Here is a 25383-nt window from a genome sequence, read left to right on the forward strand (position 1 = left end):
GAGCCCGACCGATGAACGATGCGTTGTTGCAAGCCCGAGGTCGCGGCCGATCGGCACGGAACGGCGGCCTTCCGGCCAGCCGTCATACATTGCCCCAACGGGATGAAAAGGATATGAAGAAAGAGGAGACAACGGGGCCGCTGGCCGGCGTAAAAGTCGTCGACATCACGTCAGTATTCATGGGGCCTTCTGCCACCCAGATGCTGGCTGACCTGGGCGCCGACGTGATCAAGGTCGAGCCTCCGGGCGGAGACAGTACGCGCGGCATCGGTCCCTGCGGCGATGAGAAGATGGGCCCGCTATTCCTGGGCCTGAACCGCAACAAGCGCAGCATCGTGCTTGACCTGAAAGCGCCCGCGGGGCGTGAGGCCCTGCTTTGCCTGGTACGGGATGCCGACGTGCTGGCCTACAACGTGCGCCCGCAGGCGATGCAGCGGCTGGGGCTGGACTATGAAACGCTGTCGGCCATCAATCCGCGCCTGGTCTATGTCGGCATGTTCGGCTTTTCGCAGCGGGGACGCTACGCGCCCCAGGCTGCCTTCGATGACCTGATCCAGGCCGCAACCGGCCTGCCGCTGGCCGTTTCGCTGGGCAGCGGCGACAGTCCCCGGTATCTGCCCATCACCATCGCGGATCGCTCGGTGGGGCTCTATGCTTTCGGTGTGATCTGCGCCGCCCTGTATTCGCGCATGAGCACTGGCAAGGGCCAGCGCGTTGATGTGCCCATGTTCGAGACGATGGTTCCCTATGTGATGGGAGACCACCTGTATGGCGAGACCTTCGTCCCGCCGAAGGGCGGCTTCGGCTATCCGCGACTGCTCTCGCCCGAGCGGCGCCCGTATAAGACGAAGGACGGACATGTCTGCTGCCTGATCTATCACGATCACCATTGGCGGGCCTTCCTCCGGGTCATTGGCAAGCCTGAGTTGTATGACACCGATCCGCGCTTCGCCAACATCAACACCCGCACCGCCCACATCACCGACCTGTATGCCATGGTCAGCAACGAAATGGCCAGGCGCAGCACCGAGGAATGGCGCACCCTGCTCAAGGAGGCCGATGTTCCGGTCTTTCCGATGCACACGTTCGAGTCGCTGCTGGACGATCCGCATTTGCAGGACATCAGCTTCTTCAGCGAATCGGACCACCCGGCCGTCGGGCGTATCCGGGAGATGGCGGTGCCCAGCGAATGGCATGGCACCCCACCGACCAGCCGCCGCCATGCACCCGGCCTGGGTGAGCACAGCCGCGAGGTACTGCGTGAGGCCGGCTACGACGACGCCGCCATCGATGCGCTGCACGCGTCCGGCATCTTGGGGGACTGGCCGAAAGCGCTCCACGCCAAAGGAGAAACCAGCCATGAGTGAAGAATTGCTGAGCGAGGTCCGGGGCGCAGTGCTCTACCTGACCATCAACCGCCCGGGGCGCCGCAATGCCATCACGCCGGGCGTAGTGCAGGGACTTCGCGACGGCATCCTGCGCGCCGATCGTGATGCCGACATCCGCGCTGTGGTCATTACCGGAACGGGCGAGCAGGCGTTCTGCGCCGGCGCCGATCTGCAGACCGGCAGATCCTTTGCCTTCGATTACGCCGAGCCCTACCTGGGGATGGCGGACCTTTTCCGCTGCGCCAGACAGTCGACGGTACCGCTGATCGCCCGTGTCAACGGCGCCTGCATGGCGGGCGGCATGGGGCTGATGGCGATGTGCGATCTGGCGATCGCCAGCGAAGGCGCCCGCTTCGGCCTGCCGGAGGTCAAGCTGGGCTTGTTCCCGGCACAGGTCCTGAGCGTGCTGCAGCACCTGGTGCCACGCCGCACGCTCACCGAATTATGCCTGTGCGGCGAGCCGCTGTCCGCGAGGGAAGCGCTGGCCGCAGGACTCGTCAACGATGTCAGCGACGCTCTCGACGCCAGGCTGGACTTGCTGCTGGCCCGCCTGCTGAACAATTCGCCCGCCGCCATTCGTCGGGGGCTGTACACGCTCAAGCATATGGAAAACATGTCGTTCGAGCAGTCCATGGCGTTCACGGAAAGCCAGATCGGGCTCTTTGCACTGACTGAGGACGCGCGCGAAGGCCAGCTGGCATTCCGCGAGAAGCGCGAGCCCTTGTGGACTGGCAGATAGGGAGATGGGAATGGACGTGAAAACGGTACGCATTGGCGGGGCTTCCGGGTTCTGGGGCGACAGCAGCGTTGGCGCGCCACAGCTTGTGCGCCACGGCGATATCGATTACCTGGTGTTCGACTACCTGGCCGAACTGACCATGTCGATTCTCGCCGCCGCCCGATTGCGCAAGCCGGAACTGGGTTACGCCACCGATTTCGTGACGGTGACAATGAAGCACCTGCTCGGAGAGATTGCCGAGCGCGGGATCCGCGTGGTCAGCAATGCCGGTGGCATGAACCCGCACGGGTGTGCGCAGGCCATTGCCGCGCTGGCCGCGGAACAGGGCCTGACGCTGCGCATCGCCGTGGTGGAAGGCGATGACGTGATGCCCCTGCTTCCACAGCTGCGCGAAGCCGGTGTGCAGGACATGCAGAAAGGCCGACCCCTGCCGGAGAAGGTGGTCAGCGCCAACGCGTACCTGGGGGCCTTGCCGATCAAACAGGCGCTGGACCAGGGCGCCCAGATCGTCATCACCGGGCGCTGCGTGGACAGTGCCGTGACGCTCGGCGTGCTGATGCACGAGTTCGGTTGGCAAGCCGACGACTATGACCGCCTGGCGCAAGGCAGCCTGGCCGGCCACATCATCGAGTGCGGGTGCCAGGCCACGGGCGGCTTGCATACCGACTGGGAAAGCGTCCCGGACTGGCACGACATCGGCTATCCGGTGGTCGAGTGCCGTGCCGACGGCACCTTCCTGGTCGGCAAGCCCCCCGCCACGGGGGGACTGGTCAATACCGCCACGGTCGGCGAGCAGGTGTTGTACGAGATCGGCGACCCGGCCACCTATCTGCTGCCAGACGTCACCTGCGATTTCACGCAGGTAACCCTTCGGCAGGCCGCAGCCGACCTGGTGGAAGTCAGCGGCGCGCGCGGGCGGGCCCCAGGCAATGCCTACAAGGTCTGTGCCACCTATATCGACGGCTTTCGCTGCAATGCGCAGCTTTCCATCGTCGGCATCGACGCGGTGGCCAAGGCGGAACGCACGGCGCAGGCGATCCTTGCCCGCACGCGCAAGCTGTTCGGGGAGAACGGGTGGGGAGACTACAGCCGCACCCACGTTGAGGTGCTGGGAGCGGAGTCCTGCTTTGGGCCACATGCTGCCGTCCGTCACACCCGCGAGGCGGTGATGCGGCTGGCGGTTATGCATCCCGAGAAGGCGGCGCTGGAATTGTTCGCGCGGGAAATTGCCGCGGCGGGGACCAGTTGGGCGCCGGGCACGACGGGCTCGGCTGGCGGGCGTTCCAGTCCCTCGCCATCGATCCGCCAGTATGCATTCCTGCTCGACAAGGGCACCTTGATCCCGGCGGTGGTGATAGACGGCGTACGCAGCGGCGTCACTGTTCCTTCGGGCGGTCAGGCGGTACCCGTCGCCCCGGTGGCGTCTTCACTCGCGGAAGCGCCGGCCACGGGCCCGGCAGAAAGCGACACCGTCGAAGTTCCGCTGATCCGGCTTGCCTATGGCCGTAGCGGCGACAAGGGGGATACCTCGAACATCGGACTGATCGCCCGCCGGCCGGCGTACCTGCCCGTGCTGCGGGCGGAAGTGACGGTGGCGCGCGTGGCGGAGTGGCTTGGGTACCTTGTGAAAGGGCCGGTGACCTGCTACGACCTGCCTGGCTTCGACGCCATGAACTTTGTCTGCGAGTCGGCACTGGATGGCGGTGGCATGGCGTCGCTGCGCAATGATCCGCTCGGCAAGGGAATGGCGCAGATTCTGCTTACCATGCCCGTGCGCGTGCCGCGGGAGTTGTTGTCATGACCAGTAATGCGACCAGCGCTGCGGCCAACGAGAGCGTCATCCTCGCCGACGACGGCACCGGCGGCGTGACGCGATATCGACAACTCGCCAGCGTCATCCGGCACAAGATCGTGTCAGGCGAGTACCCGGTGGGCATGCAGCTACCAACCGTGGACAGCCTCGCCCAAAGCTACGGGATCGCCAAGGTCACCGTGCGCCAGGCCTTTGCCGCGCTGACGGAAGAGGGGCTAATCAGCAGCCAGCGCGGTCGTGGCACCCACGTCATGAAGCAGCCGCCAGCACCCGGAGAAGGCCTGCGCTCCGCCATCAATGACGAATCGGCCCATGGCAGCGAACTGGAAATCCGCATCCTCGAACTGCGCGAGGGCGTGGCGCTGCGGCCGGGGCTGGCCCGCCGCGGCACGCCGCTGGACAGTTATGTCATGGTCCGCAAACTGCATTTGCATGGCGGCACGCCATTCTGCCTGATCGAGGTGTATGTGGCCTCGTCAGTCTTTGCCCGCTTTCCCCGCGGTGGCGAAAGACACCACAAGCTCGGTCACCTGCTGCGCCAGGTCGAAGGTGACCGCCTTGGCATGATGCAGCAGACCATGACAGTGGAGCCGGCCGACTACATCCTGGCGCGCGACCTCGCCTATGGCTTCGGGGCGCCTATTGCCAGGATCGTCCGGTCGACGCTGGACGTCGACGGCAATGTACTGCTGGCAGGGGAGTTCTGGTATCGCGGCGACCGGTTCATCCTGGACGTGGAAATGCCCGCCAAGCTGACCGAGCACTACCCCGCGCTCGCCATCCCCGACAGCCGTCGCTGAGCGCGACAGATTTCACCTTCAAGCGAGGAGACATCCGAATGACATCATCCTATGTACGGCGGGCCGCTGACGTGCCCGCGTACGCACCGGCCAACCATACGGGAACGGCGAACCAGCGCATCATCGGCAAGGAGACTGTCGGCGCGCGCCGGCTCGAGGTCCTGCTGGGCACGATTTCGCGGGGCCACGGCGCGTTGCCGCATGCACACCCGAATCTTGAGCAGGCGTCGTTCCTGCTCGCCGGCGAGGGTCTTGGCGAACTACCGGGAAAGCAGCGCATCTTGCGCGCGGGTGACTGGAGCTTCAACGCCGCCGGCGTCTTCCATCGCTTCGAGGTCATCAGCGACGAACCGGTACAGGTGATGGTGGTCTACGCGCCGCCGTACAGCGAAAACCCGAACGCTGCAGTGACCGCGGCCGGCCCGGACGACCCACGCCTTCAGACCGGTGCTGCCGATGTCCGCGACGTTCCTGCCAGCACCGAACCGATCGCGCTGCCGCACTACCGTGGCGCGCTCGTCAGGCCGGTCATCACACGCGAGACCGTCAATTCCCGCTTTCTCGACATCTATATGGTCGAACTTGATCCCGATGGCGGCGCCGAGCCGCACAGGCTTGGCGAGACCGAGCAGGTGCTCTTCGTGCGTGGCGGCACGCTCCACGGGCACATTGAAGAGGAGCGCTTCGCAGCCGGGACCGGGGAGTGGGTCTACGTTCCCGACGGTGCGGAACTCAGCCTCGAATCGGCGGACGGGACGTGTGAGCTGATTGTCATTCGCGCACACGATCCGCTGTCTTGACGCAAGCTCGGCCAAGTCAATCCATCAGATCCCGAGATGCGGGAGGAGACAAGATGATCCAGCGATTTCCCCGGCGGCGCATGCTCGCCCTGCTGTCCGGACTGGCCGCTGCTTCCGCGGCCCCGCAATGGGTGTGGGCAGCGGGCCTCAACGAGTATCCGGACAAGCCGATCCGTGTCGTGGTGCCGTTCCCTGCAGGCAGTGGCACGGACAACATCGCGCGCTACATCGCGCGGATTATCACTGACCAGACCGGACAGTCCGTCGTCGTGGAAAACCGCCCCGGTGCCAACGGCTTCATCGCGGCAACGGCGGTCGCGACTGCGCCCGGCGATGGCTACACGATGCTCATCACGACAAATACCACCCACGCGGCCAATGCGTCCCTGTTCAAAAAGCTGCCCTATGATCCCATCAAGGACTACGCGCCGGTGTCGTTGATCGCAAGAAGCGGATTGGTCCTGGTGGTGCCATCCGACAGCCCGGTGCAGAAGGTCTCAGAACTGACCACGCTGGCGAAAAGCCGGCAAGGCAAGTTGACCTTCGCCAGCGGCAGTTCCTCCACCCGGGTCGCCAGTGAGCTCTACAAGATGATGAGCGGCGCACCGGCACTGCATGTGCCCTACAAGGGCGTGCCGCAGGGCCTGACCGACTTGATGGGCCACCAGGTCGACTTTATGATTTCCGACATCAATCCGGCCCTGCCCCTGATCCAGAACGGCAAGCTGCGCGCAGTCGCCGTGACCACGTCCAGGCGCCATCCCCTGCTCGCCAATGTTCCGACCATGGCGGAAAGCGGCCTGGCAGGGTATGAGATGACGGCCTGGGTTGCTGCCTTCTTTCCTGCCACCACGCCGAAACCCGTCGTCGCGCGCATGAGCCAGCTGATTCGGCATGGGCTGACGAGCCCGGCGGCTACCGAACACTTCAGCCGGACAGGAGGCCAACCCTTCCCATCGACGCCAGAAGAACTGGCAGCGTTCGTGCGCAGCGAGACCGTCAAATGGTCTGAGGCAATCAAAGCCGCCGGCATTCAGCCGGAATGACCTGCGCCGCCGTCGGAGGCCGGGAATACTCGGCCGGCCCCCTGGCGGTAGTCAGAACATCCGGATCAGTCGGATCCGGGTGAACTTTCCGTGCTTGGCATTGCGCGACGGCGCCACGAAGAGGATTTAACTCGTTGATTTTTAAGGAGTATGACAACGGAAATCGCCTCTCTTCGGCACCAAAAAGAATTCAGGGCATCGCCCACGCAAACCCGGACAGCCCTCACGCTCTCCGGGTTTTTTGTTGCCTGATCTCCGAAGCGCGGCCCAGGCCAGCGCAAGCGGATCTTCTTCCGTCTCGATAAGCTCCCATCCTCGCGGCATCTAGCGCATGGCGTCTGCCCACGGCGCGCATGATGCCACCGCAGACGCGTCGGCCATGGCGTTCCGGCAAACGGGGAGAGGCAGGCTACCGCCCCAACCGCCGCGCCCACCAATACCGGAACGGATGGTCGAAGTCGGGATAGAGCACCGGCTGGCTGAAGCAGCCAGCGTGCTTCATCAGGAGGTAGGCGACAAGCATGGTCGCCCAAAAAGCAAACAGGTCCACGATGCACGGCCACCCTTGTTTGCCAGGTGGCCGTTTTCATTATAGGGAGCGCTGCCGCTGCGGGGCCGATACCGCACTCCGCACTTACCCTAACGCCAGGTGCGTCAGTACACTTCCGGCACGAACATCTGTTGCGGCACCGGATGCCGCACATAGTCCTCATGCCGCTCGCGCGCCGGCAGCACGATCGTGGGTGCGTCCACGTCCTGGTAAGGCACCAGGCTGAGCAGGTGGTGGATGCAGTTCAGCCGTGCGCGCTTCTTGTCGTCGGCCTGCACCACCCACCACGGCGCCTCGGGGATGTGGGTGCGCTCGAGCATGATCTCCTTGGCCTTGGTGTAGTCCTCCCAGCGCCGCTGCGATTCCAGGTCCATCGGGCTGAGCTTCCATTGCTTGAGCGGATCGTGGATACGGCTGAGGAAGCGCAGGCGCTGTTCGTCGTGCGTGATCGAGAACCAGTACTTGACGACCTGGATGCCAGAGCGCGCCAGCATCTTCTCGAACTCTGGCACCGAGCGGAAGAATTCTTCGTACTGCTCGTCGTTGCAGAACCCCATCACGCGCTCGACGCCGGCGCGGTTGTACCAGCTGCGGTCGAACAGCACGATCTCGCCTGCCGCGGGCAGGTGCGCCGCATAGCGCTGGAAGTACCACTGGGTGCGTTCGCGGTCGTTGGGCGCGGGCAGCGCGGCCACGCGGCATACGCGCGGGTTCAGCCGCTGCGTGATGCGCTTGATCACGCCGCCCTTGCCGGCGGCGTCACGCCCTTCGAACAGGATCACCAGCTTGTGGCCGGTGGCCGCGACCCAGCTCTGCAGCCTGACCAGCTCGCCCTGCAGGCGGAACAGCTCGCGGAAATAGTGGCGGCGGCTGTCCTGCTCGGCCCCTTCGGGCAGATGTACCGGGTCGCCGAAGGCTTCGCGGGCTTCGCGGTCGTCCAGCTCCAGTTCGATCTCTTCGTCGTAGTAGTCGGCCACTTCATTGTGGATGCGCCGTACCAGCTCTGCCTCGCCCGGTCTCATCTGCTCCTCCTGTCGGATACATCGCGGTCGCGCCGATGCTGGCACGCCAGTGTTGCAGCCGCGTGAACGCCTGCGCGCGCTATGCCGCCGGGTTGATGTTGTGGTTGTGGCGGAACAGGTTGCCCGGGTCGTAGCGGCGCTTGACCTCGACCAGCCGTGCGAAGTTGGGACCGTAGGCGGCGCCGATGCGGTCGGTTTCTTCCTGCGTCAGGAAATTGACGTAGACGCTGCCCAGCGCGAACGGCGCCGCGGCGCGGAATACTTCGCGGGCCCAGCCGATGCACGCGTCGTCCTCGGCCGGCGTGTCCCAGCGCCCGTGCAGGTTCATGATGAACTGCGCGTCGCGGTTGGCATAGGCGGTGGCGTCCGGCGCCACGCGGTTGGTCTGGCCGCCCATCGCGCCGACGAACACCTCGCATTGCGGCGACGGCAGCTTGCCGATCTGCTCGACCAGCATCGCGATCAGGCCGTCGTCGAGCCCGGCGAAGTTGTGCGATTTCCAGTAGTTGCGCGCTCCCGGCGTCAGCAAGGGATCGAAGGCCTGCTGCCATGCCGTGAACGGCATCGGTCCGATATGCTCGCCATAAGGCGTGCCCAGTTTGCGCAGCGGCTCGACCAGCGCGGCGCCATGCTCCGGCGGGCCGATATAGCAGATCGCCAGCGCCACGATCGGCTTGCCATGCGCCTCCGGTGGCAGGAACGGCAGCGGTGGGGCCTGGCGCAACACCGCCCATACCGTCAATTCATCCGGCATCGACTTGAACTGCTCGCGAAAGGCCGGCAGCACGGTGGGACCCTGCTCGAGGGGGTAGATGATCAGGCCGCCATAGACCTCGGGGCCGACGGGGTGCAGCCGGAACTCGAACATTGTGACCACGCCGAAATTGCCGCCGCCGCCGCGCAGTGCCCAGAACAGGTCGGGGTGCTCGTCGGCGCTGGCGCGCAGCAGCTTGCCGTCGGCAGTGACCACCTGCGCCGAGACCAGGTTGTCGACGGTGGTGCCGAACTTGCGGCTGAGCCAGCCGAAGCCGCCGCCAAGGGTCAGACCCGCGACGCCGGTGGTCGAGTTGATGCCCAGCGGCGTGGCCAGCCCGAAGGCCTGCGCCTCATGGTCGAAGTCGCGCAGCGTGGCGCCGGGCTCTACCCAGGCACGCTGTGCCCGCGGGTCAATGCGCACCGAGCGCATCGCCGTCAGGTCGAGCACCATGCCGCCGTCGCAGATCGCCAGCCCGCCGATATTGTGGCCGCCGCCGCGTATTGCCAGCAGCACACCGTGCTCGCGCGCAAAGTTGACCGTGGCGATCACGTCGGCGACGCCGGCGGCCTGCACGATCAGTTGCGGCCGGCGGTCGATCATTGCGTTCCAGATGCGGCGGGCATCATCGTAGGCGGCGTCGGCGGGCTGCAGCAGCCGTCCGCGCATTTGCGCCTTTAGTGATTCGATATGTTCTTGCGATAACTGGCCCATGATCAGCCTCCCGATGCGGGTTTGGAAACATCGGACGACGCGCGGCTGCCGGGGTGCAGGAAGATGGCCACGAGGACCGATGACTTCACCATTTAAGGCAGGCCCCCGGCGAATGTAAACGCGGCGTGCAGCGCGCCCCGCTCAAGTGCCGCAACGCGATCATGGCGCCGTGCCCGCCTATCATGGAAGCAACGCCGGCACGGTGCAAACGGGCGCCGGCCGGCTGCGCAAATGGACACAACCAGCCACCCTCCCCTGTTCCTGTGCGGCGATGTGATGACCGGGCGCGGCATCGACCAGATCATGGCGCATCCCAGCCAGCCGCTGCTCCACGAGTCGTATGTGCATTCGGCGCTCGACTATGTGCGCCTGGCCGAGCGCAAGGCGGGCCCGATCGCTCATCCGGTGGCGCCCGCGTATCCGTGGGGCGATGCGCTTGCCGAACTCGACAGTCGCGGCGCATGGCCGCGCATTGCCAACCTGGAGACGGCGATCACCACCAGCGACGACGCATGGCCCGGCAAGGCCGTGCATTACCGCATGCATCCGGACAATGTCGATTGCCTGCAGGCGGCAGGCATCGACTGCGTGTCACTGGCCAACAACCATGTGCTCGACTGGGGACGCGCTGGCCTGGCCGATACGCTGGCGGCGCTCGATGCCGCGCGTATCGCGCATGCCGGTGCCGGCCCCGATGAGGACAGCGCGATGCGGCCGGCGTGGCTGCCGCGGCCGGGCGGCGGGCGCGTCGCGGTATTTGCCTTCGCCATGCATAACTGCGGCACGCCCGCTGCATGGCGCGCCACCGCCGGCCACTCCGGCGTGAACCTGCTGGATGACTGGTCCGCCGCCTCGTGCGACCGCATTGCCGCGTGGATTGGCAGGGACAAGCGTGCCGGCGACCTCGTGGTGGCATCGATCCACTGGGGTGGCAACTGGGGCTACGACATCGCCCCGGCGCAACGCGCCTTCGCGCACGGGTTGGTGGAGCGGGCCGGCGTGGATATCGTGCATGGGCATTCCTCGCACCATCCGCTCGGCATCGAGCTGCATGCGGGCAAGCCCATCCTTTATGGCTGCGGCGACTTCATCAACGACTACGAGGGCATTGGCGGCTACGACGACTACCGGCCGGACCTGGCGCTGATGGTATTCGTCCGCTTCGATGCGGCAGGCAACGCAGACCTGCGGCTGGTGCCGCTGCGGCGCAGCCATTTCCGGCTCGAATATGCGGGCGAAGTCGACATCGCCTGGCTGCTGGCGATGTTCGCCTATGAAGGACGCACGCTCGGCACGCGGGTCGAGCGCAGCGGGCTGCACGAACTGCGCCTGTCGGCGGCATGAGATCGCACCATGAGGCCGGCGCCATGAAAAAGCCCGCCGGCACGGCGGGCTCTTGCGGCACGTACCGCCAGGCTGCGGTGCGGCGCTAGTGGCGGTGAATCATATGGTCGAACCATGTGCGTACCGACTGCTCCTGCTGCTGCAGCAGCGTCGGATTCTTCTCGCGCATGATCCAGATGGCAAAGGCGGCACAGGCCACCAGGGCGATCAGCGCCAGTGCCGTGATCAGTGCGGCAGTCATAGCAACCTCCTGTAGAAGACTGGTTGCACCTTCAGTGTAGGTCGGATCGCGCGCGATGCAGGGGACGTGCAAAAGCAGGAAGGCCAGCCGCATTGGCTGGCCTTCCGGTATCTCAAGTGCCACGTGAGTCGGTTCCGTGTAACGCTTCCACAGTTTGCTGGTCCGCTTCTGCATTCACTGCCCGAGACTAGCTCTCTCGCCCATCCTGCGGCACCCCAGGACATACCTGCAGGATAGTACAAATTCGGGCGCGGGGAAGCGCGCGCGCTGATGCGGGCACAGGTCACGCACAGGTCACGCTCACGTCACCTCAATACGGTCGTCGACGAGGCAGATCTGGCCACCGGGCTTGTCTTCCACCACCTTGAGCACGCGGCTGCCCACCTGCAGCGTGACGCCGCCATGGATGCGCCGTGCCGCGTCGATGACGGCACCGGCTGCGGGCTGCATCTGCTGGCCCAGTTCGGCCAGGCGGCCTTCCAGCTCGAACAGGTCACGCGAGAGCTTGAACAGCGTGGCACGCGCCTTCTCGCGCAGGTCGCCGACGGCCTTCTCCGGATGCCTGGCAAAGAACGCCACCAGCTGCCTGACCTTGTTCTGCTCGTCCAGCAGCCGCCGGCGGTCTGCCTCGAGCGCGGCGCGTTGCGCGTCGGCATAGGGATTCAGTCCCACCTGCACGCTGGTGGCGCTGCCGGCAGGACTGCCGAGCACCGCGGCGTGCACCGCCAGCATGGCGCGCGTGCGCCCGCCGCTGATGCTGCCCTGCACGCCGGGGCCTCCGACCACGATGCGCGCGCCCGCGGCAACATCGCTCTGGCGGATGCCGCTGTCGACGTTCACCTCGGTGCCGGCCTCGACCACGGCGTTCTCGATGAAGCGGGCCTTGACCGCGCCCTTGCAGCGCACGCTGGCGCGGCTGATGCCGCCGTCGGCATGGCCGGTCTCGGACTTGCCGATGATGCCGCCCTTGACCACGACATTGCCGCCGGCGTCGATGTCGGCGGCTTCGATGGTGCCTTCGACCAGCACGTCGCCGCTGACGCGCACCGACATGCCGGTACGGATATCGCCCGCCACCCGCAGCGTGCCGTCAAATGCGACGTTGCCCGAATGCAGGTCGACCGCCTCCACCTGCACCACCGGGCTGACGGCGATGCCATGCACGCCGGCTACTGGGGCGCCGGCGATCACGGCAACCAGCAGGTCGGGGTCGTCGGGATCGGCGGCGGCGCCGGTCAGGCCCTCGGCAAAGGGCGGATCGTCCATCGGATCGGCGGCAATGGGCTTGCCGAACACGTCGACGCCATCATGTCCGGGCACCGCCGGGATGCGGCGCATCAGCGGCATGCCGGGACTGACCAGCAGCAGGTTGCCGAGGTCGCGCAGGTCGACGCGCGAATCTTCCTCATCGGCCTGCACTGGCTTGCGCGGCTGCAGCAGGTTGACGAAGCGTGCCGGCTCGCCCTGGCGCGGCGCCACGCCGGCGGCGATGGTGCGCAGCTCGCTGCGGCCTTCGGCCAGCGCGGCGTCGAGCGCCAGCGCCTGGATCGGCGCCACCACGCCGCGCTCGGCGACGGCGCGGCGGATCTCGTCCTCCGTGACCGGGCGGCCGCCTTCGGCGGGCATCAGCGTGAGCCGCGCGGCCAGGCCGTCGTCCGTGATATCGAGCTCGAACGCGCCATCGACCAGCACACCGATGGCGGCGTCGATCTCATGCTCGGCGCGCTGGCACTGCTGCAGGAACTGCGCGACCGCGCGTGCATCCAGCCTCGCGCCGGCCCAGCCGTGGCTGTCCAGGCACTGCCTCAGGCTGGCGTGATCCGGAGCCAGCCTGCCTGGCTCCGGTGTGTAGCGTGCATGCACCTGCTCACCTGGCTCGGTCAGCTCCAGGCGCAATCCCGACTCGTGCATCATGAGTCCCCTGACGTTGGTTGCGGAGCTGCATGGCGCTCGGCCACGGCGGCCTGCCCGCGCTGGCGGACAGCGCGTGCCCGGACGGCTGGCGCTCCACTTGTTATCGATCCAAGACCATCGGCAGCGGGAGTACGAAACTTGAGCGGGCAACGGCCCCCGCCGAGGAGGGGTGGGCCAGGCCATCAGCGGATGGCATCGCCGGACTTTTCGGTAAACTGTCGGCATTTCCGGGACGCGCCGCGTCCCGCAGCCTGTGCAGTCCCCATGTCAAATACCCACGAAATCCGCCCCGGCCAGTCCCTCGAGCTGCTCAAGGAACTCCATATCCTGACGCGCGACGGCAAGATGAACCAGGACAGCCGGCGCAAGCTAAAGCAGGTCTACCACCTGTTCCAGTTCATCGAGCCGCTGCTGCAGCAGGTCAAGGATGAGCGCGGCCGTGTCACGCTGGTCGACCATGGCGCCGGCAAGTCGTACCTCGGCTTCATCCTGTACGACCTGTTCTTCAAGGCCTTGAAGGACGATTCCCATATCTACGGCATCGAGACGCGCGAGGAACTGGTGAAGACCTCGCAGGCGCTGGCAGCGCGGCTGGGCTTTCCCGGGATGTCGTTCCTGAACCTGTCGGTGGCGGACTCGATCACCTCGCCACAGTTGCCGCCGACCGTCGACGTGGTCACCGCGCTGCATGCGTGCAATACCGCCACCGACGACGCCATCCGCTTCGCGCTGGCCAAGCGCGCGCAGCACATCGTGCTGGTGCCCTGTTGCCAGGCCGAAGTGGCCAGCGTGCTGCGCAAGCACAAGGGCAAGCTGCTGGCGGGCAATCCGCTGACCGAGATCTGGCGCCACCCGCTGCATACGCGCGAATTCGGCAGCCAGGTGACCAATGTGCTGCGCTGCCTGCAGCTGGAGGCGCATGGCTACCAGGTCAGCGTGACCGAGCTGGTGGGCTGGGAACACTCGATGAAGAACGAGCTGATCATCGCCCAGTACAAGGACCTGCCGCGCCGGCGCCCGGCGGAGCGGCTGCAGAACGTGCTGGAAACGCTGGGACTGGAAGAGATGAACGAGCGCTTCTTCACCGCCCCGGTTTCGGACAAGCCGGCCGAGCCAGCGTAAGTCAGTCTTTCGGGGGCGGGTTCTTGCCGGTGGCTTTGTCTTCGGCTTTGTCTTCGGCTTCGTCCTCGCCCGCCATCACGCGGCGCCAGCCCGCATGCCCCAGGCGGCGCATGGTTGCCTGGTTGCGCTCGTAGATATCCGCCGCATCCGGGAAGGCCGCCGCCGCGCGCGCGATGCTGTCCTCGCGCAGCAAGTGCAGGATCGGATACGGTGCGCGGTTGGTGTAGTTCTCGATGTCGTCAGGCTCGCTATCGGCGAACTGGTACTGCGGATGGAAGCTGGCGATCTGCAGCGTGCCTTCCAGGCCCAGGCTGCCGAGCAGGCGGTCGGCGAAGTACAGCAGGTCGTTGTAGTCGAGGAAATCGGCCACCGCGTGGGGCAGGATCAGCAGCGTGGTGTCGATCTCCGCCGGATCCGTCTCATCGAGCAGGCGCAACTCGCGCTCGAGTTCACCCAGCACATCCGGCGCTTCGGTGGCGGTGCTGACCACGTAGCGCACCTGCTCCTTCACATAAACACTCTTGGCAAATGGGCACAGGTTGAGCCCGATCACCGCGCGCTCAAGCCAGTGGCGGGTGGCGGCGATGACAGCGTCTGCGGAAGTGGCGGCGGAGGGCATGATGGGGATACCGGGCAAACCGTCATTCTAGCGCTGCCGCAGGCTCTATAATCCGCGGCGGAAACACTGCTGTCCTTGCCGAGCGCCCCATGTCCCCTGCCACGCCTCCCGCTGCCACCGCCAACCCACCAGATGTCGCCATCATCGGCGGAGGACCGGCCGGGCTGATGGCTGCCGAAGTGCTGGTGGCGCAAGGCGCCAGCGTGGCGGTCTATGACGCGATGCCGTCGGTCGGGCGCAAGTTCCTGATGGCCGGCAAGGGCGGCATGAACCTCACGCATGCCGAGCCGGAACCGGCCTTCCTCGGCCGCTATGGCGCCCGTGCCGCGCAGATCGCGCCGATGCTTGCGGACTTCGGCCCGCAGGCGCTGCGCGAGTGGGTGCACGGGCTTGGCATCGACACCTTCGTCGGCAGCTCGGGCCGCGTTTTCCCGACCGACATGAAGGCCGCGCCGATGCTGCGCGCATGGCTGCACCGGTTGCGCGAGGCCGGCGTGCAGTTCCATATGCGGCATCGCTGGCTGGGTTGGGAGGACCGGGATCAGGGAGCGCTGCACGTGCTGCGCTTCGCCACGCCGCATGGCGAAGTGCCGGTGCCCGCGCGTGCCGTGGTGCTGGCGCTCGGCGGCGCAAGCTGGGCGCGGCTGGGATCGGATGGTGCGTGGGTGCCGCGGCTGGCTGACCGTGGCGTCGATATCGCGCCGCTGCGGCCGGCTAACTGCGGTTTCGATGTGGCATGGAGCGAATCGTTTGCCGACCGTTTCGCCGGCACGCCGGTCAAGCCGGTGGCGATCGCACTGACCGATCGCGATGGCAACGCGCACTATCGCCAGGGCGAGTTCGTCATCAGCGCTACGGGCATCGAAGGCAGCCTGGTCTATGCGTTATCGGCGCCGATGCGCGACCGGCTCGAAGCCGATGGCAGCGCGGTGATACACCTCGACCTGCTGCCCTCGCACACCGCGGAACAGGTCGGCAACGAAGTGAACCATCCGCGCGGCTCGCGTTCGCTGTCGAGCCACCTGCAGAGCCGGCTCGGCATCACCGGCGTCAAGGCCGGGCTGCTGCGCGAATGCCTGACGAAAGATGCGATGCAGGATCCCGGCACGCTGGCCGTATCGCTCAAGGCGCTGCCGTTGCGCCTGCTGCGCCCGCGTCCGATTGACGAGGTCATCAGCAGCGCCGGCGGCGTGCGTTTCGAAGCGATGGATGAACGGCTGATGCTGCGCGCCCTGCCGGGCGTCTTCTGCGCGGGCGAAATGCTGGACTGGGAAGCGCCCACCGGCGGCTACCTGCTGACGGCATGCTTCGCCAGCGGACGCACCGCGGCGCTGGGCGCCGCGGCGTATCTGAGGCAAACCTAAGCCTGCTTGCCGCCGACGATGCTGAGCGCCACCGCCTCGGCCACCTCGATGCCATCGATCGCGGCCGAGTAGATGCCGCCGGCATAGCCAGCGCCCTCGCCCGCCGGGTACAGGCCCCTGACGTTGATGCTCTGGTAGTCGTCGTTGTTACGGCGGATGCGCAGCGGCGACGAGGTGCGCGTCTCCACGCCGGTCAGCACCGCGTCATGCAGCGCGAAGCCGGGCAGCTTCTTGTCGATCTCCGGAATGCCTTCGCGGATCGCCTCGATCACGTAGTCGGGCAATGACGTGCTCAGGTCGGTCGGCGTCACGCCCGGCTTGTACGAAGGCTCGACCGAGCCCAGCGACGTCGACGCACGGCCGGCGATAAAGTCGCCCACCAGCTGTCCCGGCGCGTTGTAGTTGCTGCCGCCAAGCTCGAACGCGCGCTCTTCCCACTTGCGCTGGAACTCGATGCCGGCCAGCGGGCCGCCCGGATAGTCTTCCGGCGTGATGCCGACCACGATGCCGGCGTTGGCATTGCGCTCGGCGCGCTTGTACTGGCTCATGCCGTTGGTCACCACGCGCCCCGGCTCCGACGCCGCCGCCACCACCGTGCCGCCCGGGCACATGCAGAAGCTGTACACCGAACGCCCGTTGCTGCAGTGGTGCACCACCTTGTAGTCGGCCGCGCCCAGCAGCTTGTTGCCGGCGAACTTGCCGAAGCGGCTGCGGTTGATCAGGCCCTGCGGATGCTCGATGCGGAAGCCCAGCGAGAACGGCTTGGCCTCCATGAACACGCCGCGGTCGTGCAGCATCTGGAAGGTATCGCGCGCGCTGTGGCCGACCGCCATGATGACGTGGTCGGCTTCCAGGTACTCGCCATTCGACAGCTTCAGGCCGCGCACCTTGCCGCCGTCGATGTCGATATCGTCGACGCGCGTTTCGAAGCGGATCTCGCCGCCCAGCTCGATGATCTCGGCGCGCATCTTCTCGACCATGCTGACCAGGCGGAAAGTGCCGATATGCGGGCGCGCCTTGTACAGGATGTCTTCCGGCGCGCCGGCGCGCACGAACTCGTTCAGCACCTTGCGCCCGTAGTGCTTCGGGTCCTTGATCTGGCTGTACAGCTTGCCGTCCGAGAACGTGCCCGCGCCGCCTTCGCCGAACTGCACGTTCGACTCCGGGTTGAGCACGCTCTTGCGCCACAGGCCGAACGTGTCCTTGGTGCGCTCGCGCACTTCCTTGCCGCGCTCCAGCACGATCGGGCGGAAGCCGGATTGCGCCAGGATCAGGCCGGCGAGCAGCCCGCACGGGCCCATGCCGATCACCACCGGCCGCAGCGCGGGCCCGCCCTGCGGGGCGCGCGCGACGAAGTGGTACTCCATATCGGGCGTCACGCTCCAGTTGGGCTTGCCGGCCATGCGCTTGCGCGCCTCGGCTTCGTCGCTGACTTCGAGATCGATGATGTAGGTCAGCTTGATGTCGGAGCGCTTGCGCGCATCGTGGGCGCGGCGGAATACGGTATAGCCGATCAGGCCGTCTCCCTTGACACCGATCTGCGCGGCGCTGGTACGCACGGCGGCGTCCAGGTCGGCTTCGGCATGGTCGAGCGGGAGTTTGACTTCACTTAGACGTAGCATGGGGAACCCGGGAACTGCGGCCGGGGGGTTGGGCACACCAATGTGCCAGGTCCGGCCGGAGCGCAATTTTATAGTTTTTCGGGCGCCGGGTCGGCAATCGATTGCGGCTGGTGCCGCGATAGCCACGGCACGCGGCGCTTGCGCCACTCCAGCAGCGCCGCCAGGCGGGAGAACAGGCCAGGCGGCACCGCGATGGTAAAGACGGCGTCGCAGCCCGCCGCCACCTGCACCCAGCCTCGCGCCGGCATGGTCAGGGACTCGCCCGCACGCAGGCGCCGGCGCGGAATGTGGCAGGTTTCGGCCAGCCATTGCGGCGGCCCGCTGATCTCGACCTGCCCTGCGCCGGCATGCAGCACCGTACCCGCGGGCACATGCAGATGCAGGCATTGCCCGGCGGACAGGCGCGTGGCTGACACCTGCGGGACGGCTGCTGAAGTGTCGATCGATACGCTTGGCATGGCTTGGCTCCGGTAACAGGCACAGGACTCCAGCCTATCGACCGCCTCTCGCGCGCGGCAGGCACACCCCCGTGCGACCTCGACCGTAACAGCAAGGCAAAACCGGGGCTGTTACGATACAGAGGCCCCGCATCTGTATCTGTAACCCGATGGCCTTCCGCGCCACCATGCCGCCATGGAATCCACCCCGCTCTACCGCCAGGTTGCCGGCCACTACCGCCGCGCCATCGAAGCCGGCACCCTGACCGCCGGCGACCGCATGCCCTCCGTGCGCGCGCTGATGGGACTGCACGGCGTCAGCCTGTCCACGGCGCTGCAGGCCTGCCGCCAGCTGGAGAGCGACGGCCTGCTCGAAGCCCGACCGCGCGCCGGCTATTTTGTTTCGGCGCCCCAGCGCGCGCCGCTCGCGCCGCTGACCGAGCCCGACGCAGCGCTGCCCGATCCCGCGCAGTACGTCGGCATCCACCAGCGCATTTCGGGGCTGCTGGCGCGCAGCCAGCACCAGCATGTCCATACCAACCTGGGCGGCGCCTACTGCGCGCCCTCGCTGTATCCCGCCGATGCGCTGCGCAGCGCCGCAGCGCGCGCCCTGCGCCGGCATCCGATGCTGTTCGCCGAGGCGGTCGAGCCGGAGGGCCATGCGCCGCTGCGCGGCGCCATCGCGCGCCAGGCGCTGCACGCGCGGATGCAGCTGGCGCCGGAGGAGATCGTCATCACGCACGGCTGTACCGAGGCGCTCAACCTGGCGCTGCGCGCGGTGGCCGGCCCGGGCGACGTGATCGCGGTGGAATCGCCCACCTACTACGGGCTGCTGCAGATCCTCGAAAGCCTCGGCATGCGCGCGCTGGAAATCCCGTGCAGCCCGCAGACCGGGATGTCGCTCGAAGCGCTCGAACTGGCGGCACAGCACTACGACAATATCCGCGCGGTGGCGGTGGTGCCCAACCTGCAGAACCCGCTCGGCTGCATCATGCCCGACGCGCACAAGGCGCGGCTGGTGCAGTGGTGCGAGGCGCGCGGCATCGCGCTGATCGAGGACGACTGCTTCTCCGCCACCGCCGACGGCGATACGCAGCCGGCGGCGGCCAAGGCCTGGGATAGCAGCGGCAACGTGATCCACTGCGCTTCGCTGCACAAGGTGCTGGCGCCGGGCATGCGGCTCGGCTGGATCGCCGCCGGCAAATGGCAGCCGCGCGTGGAAATGCTCAAGTTCGGGCTGTCGCGGCCCAACGAGATGCTGTCGCAGATGGCGGCGGCGGACTTCCTCGCCAGCGGCGCGCATGAACGGCACCTGCGCCGCCTGCGCACGCGGCTGCAGCTGCAGCGCGAATGGTTCGCCCAGGCGGTGGCGGCCAGCTTCCCGGCCGGCACGCGGCTGGGCTCGCCGCGCGGCGGCATGCACCTGTGGGTGGAGATGCCCGCGCAGGTCTCGTCCGAGGCAGTTTTCGACCAGGCGCTGCAGGCCGGCATCCGCGTCATGCCCGGGGTGATGTTCTCCAACGCCGGGCGCTTCGACCATTGCCTGCGCATCAACTGCGGCACGCCGCGCTCGGCGCAGATCGAGCGCGCGCTGGCCACACTCGCCGGCGTGGTCCAGAAGCTGGCGGGCTGAGCATCCGCTGCCGCTACGCATTTTTGCAGCACCGGCCCGATCCGCCCTTCCCGATCGACCGGCTTTTTTGCGCCGGTTTGTCCCCATTTGCCGCCGCCTCGCCTATCCTAGTGCGCTGGCGCGGCGGCCATGGCCCGGCTGGTCCCCGGTAACTTGCGAGCTCCGCCGCCAGACGGGAACAAGAACAAAGGAGAGTGGCCTTGAGCAGTCCATCCGCGGCATCGCGCAACCGCCCTGCCGGCACCGAGCCGGGCAACAGCTTCGACGATTACCAGACACTGTTCCAGCTCGCCCCGGTGTCACTGTGGCTGGAAGACTTCAGCGACGTGCGGGTGCACTTCGAACAGTTGCGACGCGACGGGGTCACCGACCTGCGCGCCTACCTGCGCGCCAATCCGCACCAGGTGGCGCAATGCTCGTCGCTGATCCGCGTGATCGACGTCAACCAGCGCACGCTCGACCTGTTCCGCGCGGCCGACCTCGATGACCTCATCGCCAATCTCGAGACGGTCTTCCGCGACGACATGTTCGACCAGCATGTGGAAGAACTCGGCCAGCTCTGGGACGGCGGCAACCGCTTTGCCAGCCAGACCGTCAACTACACGCTGGACGGCGAACGCCTCGACATCCGGCTCGAAGCCACGGTGATGCCCGGCCATGAAGGCAGCTGGGAGCGCGTACTGCTGTCGATCGAGGACATCACCGCGCGCGTGCGCACCGAACGCGAGCTGCGCCGCAGCGAGCAATACGCCGTTGGCCTGTTCGAACACTCGCCGGTATCGCTGTGGGTGGAAGACTTCAGCGCGGTCAAGATGCTGCTCGATGAAGTGCGCGCAGCCGGCATCACCGACTTCCGCACTTTCCTCAACGTGCATCCGGACTTCGTCTCGCGCTGCATGCAGGAGATCCGCGTGCTCGACGTCAACCGGCAGACGCTGCTGATGTTTGGCGCCGAGTCCAAGGAGATCCTGCTGTCGCGCCTCGGCGACGTGTTCCGCGACGACATGCGCATCCACTTTGCCGAGCAGCTGATCGACCTCTGGCACGAGAAGCTGTGGCAGCAGCGCGAAGTCATCAACTACGCGCTCGATGGCCGCCAGGTCGACGTCTTCATGCAGTGGTCGGTCTTCCCCGGCTGCGAGGCCGACTGGGACCAGGTGCTGGTGTCGCTGACCGACATCACCGCGCGCAAGAAGGCCGAGGCCTATGTCGAATTCCTGGGCAAGCACGACGTGCTGACCAAGCTCTACAACCGCGCCTACTATGAAGACGAACTGGCTCGGCTCGGCCGCAAGGGACCATGGCCGGTCAGCGTGGTGGCGGTGGATTTGAACGGACTGAAGGTGGTCAACGACCAGTTCGGCCACGGGGACGGCGACGGCCTGCTGCGCCGCACCGGCGAGGTGCTGAAGAAAGCGGTGGGCGAGCAGGCCTGCGTGGCGCGCATCGGCGGCGACGAATTCATGGTGCTGCTGCCCGGCCGCGACGAGCGCGGCGCCGCCACGGTGGTCGAGCAGATCGAGAAGGTGGTCGAGCTGAACAACACCTTCTATCCCGGCGTGCGCCTGAGCTTCTCTATCGGCCACGCCACCTGCGTGCAGGGCGAGCGCCTGACCGACTCGGTCAAGGTGGCCGACAGCCGCATGTACGAAGCCAAGCGCGCGCACTACGAGGCGCTGGGCAACGAGCGCCGCCGCGAGAACTGAAGCAGCCCAGCGCAAAAGAGCCGGCTTGCGCCGGCTCTTTTGCTGATGACATCGCGTACTACAGGAAGATGACCAGGGCCACGCCCCCCACGATCAGGCCGAACTTGGCCACGTAGTACAGCTGGCGGTTCCACGCCTTGAAGCGGCGGCGATATTGCCCGCCCAGCCAGACAAAGCGGAACAGCTTGTTGATCATGCCGGTCTGGTCGTGCTCGTCATTGGGCGAGCTGGCCGCGGTCATGACCTTGCGGCCCATCCAGTGGTTGAACCTGGCGGCCCAGCCATAGCGCATCGGCCGCTCGATATCGCAGAACAGGATCAGCCGGTTGGCGTCGCTGCGGTTCTCGGCCCAGTGCAGGTAGGTTTCGTCGAACACCACGCCCTCGCCGTCGCGCCAGCTGTGGCGCTCGCCGTCGACCTCGATGAAGCAGCGGTCATCGTTGGGCGTGGCCAGGCCCAGGTGGTAGCGCAGCGAGCCCGCGAACGGGTCGCGGTGCGGATTGAGCTTGCCGCCCGGGGGCAGCTCGGCGAACATCGCGGCCTTCACGCTCGGCAGCTCGCGCAGCAGCGCCACGGTCTTAGGGCACAGCACTTCGGCGGACGGGTGCTGGGCCTCGTACCACTTCAGGTAGAAACGCTTCCAGCCGTACTTGAAGAAGGAATTGAAGCCGGCGTCGTCGTTCTTGTCCGCGGCCTTGATCTTGCGCATCGCGGCCAGCGCCAGGCCTTCGTCGCGGATCTCCGGCCACGCGGCGCGCAGCTTCTCCAGGTCGGGGAAATTTTTGACCGGAATATACGGCGTGCGCGGCACGCCCGAGAACGCGTACATAAAGCAGTTGATCGGCGCGACCAGCGCCGAATGGTCCAGCAGCTGGCGCCAGATCTTCAGCCTTACCTTGCCGCGGAAGTGCACATACAGGATGGCACCGAGGTAGCCCGCGACGATTATCCACTTGATCACCCGAAATCCTCCTGGTTGGCCGCCCTGGCGCGCATGATGACGGGCGCAGCGGGCAGTTGGGCGAAAACCGGCATTTTACCGAAATGGCCGCCACAGCGCAGCCAGTGGCGGCTGCAGCACATCGCAACGGAGCGGCTGTCAGGACTCGCGATCCGGGCCGCCGCGCGACTGGCGCGCGATCCGATCGATCAGCGCCTGGGCATCTTCGGGCATGCCCTGCAGCGTCAGCAGGCGGGCGTTAAGCACCAGGTTTTCCAGCACCAGCTTGGCGGTCGAGGCCCACATCGTGGCCAGCAGCGCTTCCATCGGCATGCCGGAGGCTTCCAGCTGCTCGGAGCGCTCGGCGATCAGCCGGCATGCCAGCTGGCGCAGCGCGCGGTCATCGAACGGCAGGTCGGCGTAGTCGATCGGGTCTTCCTTCTCGACCTCGGCCATCAATTGCAGCAGGGTGTCTTCTGTCATGGGCAGACTCCTGGCACAGCATGAACGCGATGGGCATCGCCAGTCACGCGGCGACGAACTACGTGCCATCGCGCTCGACCTGATCGGCGTAGCCATTGCCATAGCCTACCATCGCATGGCCTGTCGGGCCACGATGCCTGCCCGCCACCCGCGTGGGATTGTGCCTTCCGCTCGGCGCCACAGACGCGAGCAAATCCAGCGCGCCGGGGCCTGTGGACCGGCCGCGGCGGCGAGCGTGGCGCTATGTTCAGAGCGCCGGCGGCTGGCGGCGGAAGCCGACGCCGAAGCGGTTCCACGCATTGATCATCGAGATCAGCAGCGTCAGGTCGGCAATTTCCTTTTCCGAGAACTGCTCGCGCACCGCGTTGTAGTCGGCGTCGGGCGCCTGGCTTTGCGGCAGCAGCGTCAGCGCCTCGGTCCAGGCCAGCGCGGCACGCTCGCGCGCGCTGAACCAGCTCACTTCGCGCCATGCCGGCAGCAGGCTCAGGCGGCGATCGCTCTCGCCGTGCTTGCGCGCGTCGGTCACATGCATATCCAGGCAGAAGGCACAGCCGTTGATCTGCGAGGCACGGATCTTCACCAGTTCCTTCAGGCTGTTTTCCAGCCCGCAGCGGGCAATGTAGATCTCTACGCCGACCATGGCCTTGTAGGCATCAGGGGCCACGTCTTGCCAGTTCATACGTTCTTCCATGTCGATTCTCCAGGGATCCGGTTGAGTGATTGGCGGGCGCTGGCCCGTTGGACTCAAAGATAGCCGCCGCGATTGGCTCCGTACACAGCCAATTTCCGGCAAAATCGGTAGACCAATTCCACGCAACGACCATGGAGCTCCATCTCGCGCTGGACCACGCCGGCGACCTGACCGCGCAGATCGTCCACCAGATCCGCGACGCCATCCAGTCGGGGCGCCTGGAGGCCGGCGCACGCATGCCGCCCACGCGGCTGCTCGGCACGCAGCTGGGCGTCGCGCGCAAGACCGTGACCACGGCCTACGAGCGGCTGGTGGCGGAGGGCTGGCTGCACGCCCGCGTCGGCGATGGCACCTATGTCGCCGAGGGACTGGCGCGCAAGCCGGTGCGCATCGCCGCCGCGCCGGTGCTGCCGCCGGCAGTTCTGCGCTGGATGGCGGCCGAGGCGCCCTTCCTCGGGCCGGCCGGCGGCGCGCGCTACGCCTTCCAGCCAGGCCAGGCCGACACCGCGCGCTTTCCGCACGAAGCCTGGTCGCGCTGCGTGCGCGCGGCACTCGCGGCGGAGCGGCAACGCGCGCCCGGGCCCGCGGATCCCAGTGGCGAGATGCCGCTGCGGCAGGCCATTGCCACTCATATTGCCTTCACCCGCGGCGTGCAGGGCGCTCCCACCGATATCCTGGTCACCGCCGGCGCGCAGCAGGGCATCGACCTGGCCGCGCGGCTGCTGCTTGGGCCGGGCGCCGTGGTAGCCATGGAGAATCCCGGCTACCCGATGGCCCGCGCGTTGTTCCAGGGGCTGGGCGCGCGCGTGGTGCCGGTACCGGTGGACGGCGAAGGACTGGTGGTGGAGGCGCTGCCCGGCGAGGCGACGCTGGTCTTCGTCACGCCGTCGCACCAGTCGCCGCTGGGCGTGCCGATGAGCCTGGCGCGGCGGCAGGCGCTGCTCGACTGGGCCGCGCGCCGCCACGCGGTGATCCTGGAGGACGACTACGACAGCGAGTTCCGCTATGGCGGGCAGGCGCTGGACGCACTGCAGACGCTGGACCGCCACGGCCGCGTGGTGTACCTGGGGACGTTTTCCAAGACGCTGCTGGCCAACCTGCGCTGCGGCTATCTGGTGGTGCCGCCATGGCTGATGCCGGCGGCACGCAAGGTCAAGCACCTGATGGACTGGTACACCCCGACGCTGATCCAGCAGGCGCTGGCGCGCTTCATGTCGGAGGGACACCTGCTGCGCCATATCCGGCGCTCTCACGCGCGCCATGCGCAGCGGCGCGCGCGGCTGCTGGCGCGGCTGCACGGCGACCTGTCACCGTGGCTCGAAGCCCTGCCGGCAATGGCCGGGTTTCACCTGGCGGCGCGGCTGCGCGTGCCAATGGCTTCCGACGCGCTGGTGGCGATGGCACGGCTCGCGGACCTGGAACTGGCCACCCTCGACCCCTTCTACGCCACGCCGCCACCGACCTGCGCCGGCCTGCTGCTCGGCTTCGGCGCCATCGACCTGCTCGACATCGATCCGGCGCTCGACCGGCTGGCAATGGTACTCTCTGCCTTGGCCCCCGAGCCGGCGCGCGTCGTGTGACGCTGCCGCCATCCAGCAGAAGTGCCGGCCTCAGGGTACGCACCGAATGCGTAGTAGCGCA

The 25383-nt window shown here is 67.0% G+C and carries 22 protein-coding genes; 12 read left to right on the forward strand and 10 right to left on the reverse strand.

Going from position 1 to position 25383, the window contains the following annotated elements; translation table 11 throughout:
• Nucleotides 1-113: 113 nt before the first annotated feature.
• The 6 genes from ACAD63_RS17225 to ACAD63_RS17250 are packed head-to-tail and all read left to right on the forward strand — an operon-like array spanning nt 114 to nt 6586.
• A complete protein-coding gene (locus tag ACAD63_RS17225) occupies nt 114-1367 on the forward strand; it encodes a CaiB/BaiF CoA transferase family protein (protein WP_434033035.1) in 1254 nt (417 codons plus the stop codon).
• Nucleotides 1360-2127, forward strand: a complete 768-nt coding sequence (locus ACAD63_RS17230) for an enoyl-CoA hydratase/isomerase family protein (RefSeq protein WP_434033036.1) — start codon at nt 1360-1362, stop codon at nt 2125-2127. The genes ACAD63_RS17225 and ACAD63_RS17230 overlap by 8 nt, the downstream gene beginning before the upstream one ends.
• A gap of 10 nt (nt 2128-2137) precedes the next feature.
• Complete coding sequence (locus tag ACAD63_RS17235) at nt 2138-3928, forward strand: acyclic terpene utilization AtuA family protein (RefSeq protein ID WP_434033037.1); 1791 nt, start codon at nt 2138-2140, stop codon at nt 3926-3928.
• Nucleotides 3925-4740 (forward strand): GntR family transcriptional regulator, encoded by an 816-nt coding sequence (locus ACAD63_RS17240; RefSeq protein WP_195428183.1) that lies wholly within the window; start codon nt 3925-3927, stop codon nt 4738-4740. Before ACAD63_RS17235 ends, ACAD63_RS17240 begins: the two co-directional genes overlap by 4 nt.
• A gap of 38 nt (nt 4741-4778) precedes the next feature.
• Nucleotides 4779-5540 carry a cupin domain-containing protein gene (locus tag ACAD63_RS17245; RefSeq protein WP_135704834.1) on the forward strand — a complete coding sequence of 254 codons (762 nt, stop codon included), beginning with the start codon at nt 4779-4781 and terminating at the stop codon, nt 5538-5540.
• A 53-nt stretch (nt 5541-5593) separates the two neighbouring features.
• Nucleotides 5594-6586: a Bug family tripartite tricarboxylate transporter substrate binding protein gene (locus tag ACAD63_RS17250; RefSeq protein ID WP_135704833.1), complete on the forward strand. Its 993-nt coding sequence runs from the start codon at nt 5594-5596 to the stop codon at nt 6584-6586.
• Nucleotides 6587-7240: 654 nt separating this feature from the next.
• Here ACAD63_RS17250 and ppk2 read toward each other — a convergent pair.
• On the reverse strand, nt 7241-8158 hold the full coding sequence (ppk2, locus tag ACAD63_RS17255; protein ID WP_434033038.1) for a polyphosphate kinase 2: 918 nt from the start codon (nt 8156-8158) through the stop codon (nt 7241-7243).
• A 79-nt stretch (nt 8159-8237) separates the two neighbouring features.
• Nucleotides 8238-9626 (reverse strand): FAD-binding oxidoreductase, encoded by a 1389-nt coding sequence (locus tag ACAD63_RS17260; RefSeq protein WP_434033039.1) that lies wholly within the window; start codon nt 9624-9626, stop codon nt 8238-8240.
• 231 nt (nt 9627-9857) lie between these two features.
• Here ACAD63_RS17260 and ACAD63_RS17265 point away from each other — a divergent pair, with 231 nt between their 5' ends.
• A complete protein-coding gene (locus ACAD63_RS17265) occupies nt 9858-10970 on the forward strand; it encodes a CapA family protein (RefSeq protein WP_434033040.1) in 1113 nt (370 codons plus the stop codon).
• 85 nt (nt 10971-11055) lie between these two features.
• Here the strand turns inward: ACAD63_RS17265 and ACAD63_RS17270 are convergent, their stop codons facing one another.
• Both ACAD63_RS17270 and ACAD63_RS17275 read right to left on the reverse strand, forming a co-directional pair.
• A complete protein-coding gene (locus ACAD63_RS17270) occupies nt 11056-11211 on the reverse strand; it encodes a hypothetical protein (protein ID WP_167884582.1) in 156 nt (51 codons plus the stop codon).
• Nucleotides 11212-11511: 300 nt separating this feature from the next.
• Nucleotides 11512-13125 (reverse strand): DUF342 domain-containing protein, encoded by a 1614-nt coding sequence (locus tag ACAD63_RS17275; RefSeq protein WP_434033041.1) that lies wholly within the window; start codon nt 13123-13125, stop codon nt 11512-11514.
• Nucleotides 13126-13389: 264 nt separating this feature from the next.
• Here ACAD63_RS17275 and ACAD63_RS17280 point away from each other — a divergent pair, with 264 nt between their 5' ends.
• Nucleotides 13390-14247, forward strand: a complete 858-nt coding sequence (locus tag ACAD63_RS17280; RefSeq protein ID WP_133094097.1) for a class I SAM-dependent methyltransferase — start codon at nt 13390-13392, stop codon at nt 14245-14247.
• 1 nt (nt 14248) lies between these two features.
• Here the strand turns inward: ACAD63_RS17280 and ACAD63_RS17285 are convergent, their stop codons facing one another.
• A complete protein-coding gene (locus ACAD63_RS17285; RefSeq protein WP_135704829.1) occupies nt 14249-14866 on the reverse strand; it encodes a DUF1415 domain-containing protein in 618 nt (205 codons plus the stop codon).
• 89 nt (nt 14867-14955) lie between these two features.
• Here ACAD63_RS17285 and ACAD63_RS17290 point away from each other — a divergent pair, with 89 nt between their 5' ends.
• A complete protein-coding gene (locus tag ACAD63_RS17290; RefSeq protein WP_135704828.1) occupies nt 14956-16230 on the forward strand; it encodes a TIGR03862 family flavoprotein in 1275 nt (424 codons plus the stop codon).
• Here ACAD63_RS17290 and ACAD63_RS17295 read toward each other — a convergent pair.
• Nucleotides 16227-17852, reverse strand: a complete 1626-nt coding sequence (locus ACAD63_RS17295; RefSeq protein ID WP_434033042.1) for an NAD(P)/FAD-dependent oxidoreductase — start codon at nt 17850-17852, stop codon at nt 16227-16229. The genes ACAD63_RS17290 and ACAD63_RS17295 overlap by 4 nt on opposite strands.
• Before the next feature lie 68 nt (nt 17853-17920).
• Nucleotides 17921-18310: a hypothetical protein gene (locus ACAD63_RS17300; protein WP_240745934.1), complete on the reverse strand. Its 390-nt coding sequence runs from the start codon at nt 18308-18310 to the stop codon at nt 17921-17923.
• A 175-nt stretch (nt 18311-18485) separates the two neighbouring features.
• On the opposite strand from ACAD63_RS17300, the gene ACAD63_RS17305 reads away from it, so the two are divergent.
• On the forward strand, nt 18486-19922 hold the full coding sequence (locus ACAD63_RS17305) for a PLP-dependent aminotransferase family protein (RefSeq protein WP_195428192.1): 1437 nt from the start codon (nt 18486-18488) through the stop codon (nt 19920-19922).
• A gap of 200 nt (nt 19923-20122) precedes the next feature.
• A complete protein-coding gene (locus ACAD63_RS17310; RefSeq protein ID WP_205751648.1) occupies nt 20123-21628 on the forward strand; it encodes a sensor domain-containing diguanylate cyclase in 1506 nt (501 codons plus the stop codon).
• 58 nt (nt 21629-21686) lie between these two features.
• Here the strand turns inward: ACAD63_RS17310 and lpxO are convergent, their stop codons facing one another.
• The 3 genes from lpxO to ACAD63_RS17325 form a co-directional block, all read right to left on the reverse strand.
• Nucleotides 21687-22589, reverse strand: coding sequence for a lipid A hydroxylase LpxO (lpxO, locus tag ACAD63_RS17315; protein ID WP_133094091.1), 903 nt, complete (start codon nt 22587-22589; stop codon nt 21687-21689).
• 138 nt (nt 22590-22727) lie between these two features.
• The gene (locus tag ACAD63_RS17320; protein ID WP_133094090.1) at nt 22728-23051 is read right to left on the reverse strand and encodes a hypothetical protein; all 324 of its coding nucleotides are present in this window, start codon (nt 23049-23051) and stop codon (nt 22728-22730) included.
• A 247-nt stretch (nt 23052-23298) separates the two neighbouring features.
• Nucleotides 23299-23742 (reverse strand): carboxymuconolactone decarboxylase family protein, encoded by a 444-nt coding sequence (locus ACAD63_RS17325; protein WP_133094089.1) that lies wholly within the window; start codon nt 23740-23742, stop codon nt 23299-23301.
• Nucleotides 23743-23873: 131 nt separating this feature from the next.
• Between ACAD63_RS17325 and ACAD63_RS17330 the strand changes: the two genes are divergently transcribed.
• The gene (locus tag ACAD63_RS17330; RefSeq protein WP_133094088.1) at nt 23874-25322 is read left to right on the forward strand and encodes a PLP-dependent aminotransferase family protein; all 1449 of its coding nucleotides are present in this window, start codon (nt 23874-23876) and stop codon (nt 25320-25322) included.
• Nucleotides 25323-25383 lie beyond the last annotated feature (61 nt).

This window comes from Cupriavidus sp. a3 (assembly GCF_051015765.1).
Classification (GTDB): Bacteria; Pseudomonadota; Gammaproteobacteria; order Burkholderiales; family Burkholderiaceae; genus Cupriavidus; species Cupriavidus oxalaticus_A.

What these genes read in the sequence shown, in the direction of transcription:
- ACAD63_RS17225 (WP_434033035.1), top strand. Translation starts at nt 114, where the DNA reads ATGAAGAAAGAGGAGACAACGGGGCCGCTGGCCGGCGTAAAAGTCGTC.
- ACAD63_RS17230 (WP_434033036.1), top strand. Translation starts at nt 1,360, where the DNA reads ATGAGTGAAGAATTGCTGAGCGAGGTCCGGGGCGCAGTGCTCTACCTG.
- ACAD63_RS17235 (WP_434033037.1), top strand. Translation starts at nt 2,138, where the DNA reads ATGGACGTGAAAACGGTACGCATTGGCGGGGCTTCCGGGTTCTGGGGC.
- ACAD63_RS17240 (WP_195428183.1), top strand. Translation starts at nt 3,925, where the DNA reads ATGACCAGTAATGCGACCAGCGCTGCGGCCAACGAGAGCGTCATCCTC.
- ACAD63_RS17245 (WP_135704834.1), top strand. Translation starts at nt 4,779, where the DNA reads ATGACATCATCCTATGTACGGCGGGCCGCTGACGTGCCCGCGTACGCA.
- ACAD63_RS17250 (WP_135704833.1), top strand. Translation starts at nt 5,594, where the DNA reads ATGATCCAGCGATTTCCCCGGCGGCGCATGCTCGCCCTGCTGTCCGGA.
- ppk2 (WP_434033038.1), bottom strand. Translation starts at nt 8,158, where the DNA reads ATGAGACCGGGCGAGGCAGAGCTGGTACGGCGCATCCACAATGAAGTG.
- ACAD63_RS17260 (WP_434033039.1), bottom strand. Translation starts at nt 9,626, where the DNA reads ATGGGCCAGTTATCGCAAGAACATATCGAATCACTAAAGGCGCAAATG.
- ACAD63_RS17265 (WP_434033040.1), top strand. Translation starts at nt 9,858, where the DNA reads ATGGACACAACCAGCCACCCTCCCCTGTTCCTGTGCGGCGATGTGATG.
- ACAD63_RS17270 (WP_167884582.1), bottom strand. Translation starts at nt 11,211, where the DNA reads ATGACTGCCGCACTGATCACGGCACTGGCGCTGATCGCCCTGGTGGCC.
- ACAD63_RS17275 (WP_434033041.1), bottom strand. Translation starts at nt 13,125, where the DNA reads ATGATGCACGAGTCGGGATTGCGCCTGGAGCTGACCGAGCCAGGTGAG.
- ACAD63_RS17280 (WP_133094097.1), top strand. Translation starts at nt 13,390, where the DNA reads ATGTCAAATACCCACGAAATCCGCCCCGGCCAGTCCCTCGAGCTGCTC.
- ACAD63_RS17285 (WP_135704829.1), bottom strand. Translation starts at nt 14,866, where the DNA reads ATGCCCTCCGCCGCCACTTCCGCAGACGCTGTCATCGCCGCCACCCGC.
- ACAD63_RS17290 (WP_135704828.1), top strand. Translation starts at nt 14,956, where the DNA reads ATGTCCCCTGCCACGCCTCCCGCTGCCACCGCCAACCCACCAGATGTC.
- ACAD63_RS17295 (WP_434033042.1), bottom strand. Translation starts at nt 17,852, where the DNA reads ATGCTACGTCTAAGTGAAGTCAAACTCCCGCTCGACCATGCCGAAGCC.
- ACAD63_RS17300 (WP_240745934.1), bottom strand. Translation starts at nt 18,310, where the DNA reads ATGCCAAGCGTATCGATCGACACTTCAGCAGCCGTCCCGCAGGTGTCA.
- ACAD63_RS17305 (WP_195428192.1), top strand. Translation starts at nt 18,486, where the DNA reads ATGGAATCCACCCCGCTCTACCGCCAGGTTGCCGGCCACTACCGCCGC.
- ACAD63_RS17320 (WP_133094090.1), bottom strand. Translation starts at nt 23,051, where the DNA reads ATGACAGAAGACACCCTGCTGCAATTGATGGCCGAGGTCGAGAAGGAA.
- ACAD63_RS17325 (WP_133094089.1), bottom strand. Translation starts at nt 23,742, where the DNA reads ATGGAAGAACGTATGAACTGGCAAGACGTGGCCCCTGATGCCTACAAG.
- ACAD63_RS17330 (WP_133094088.1), top strand. Translation starts at nt 23,874, where the DNA reads ATGGAGCTCCATCTCGCGCTGGACCACGCCGGCGACCTGACCGCGCAG.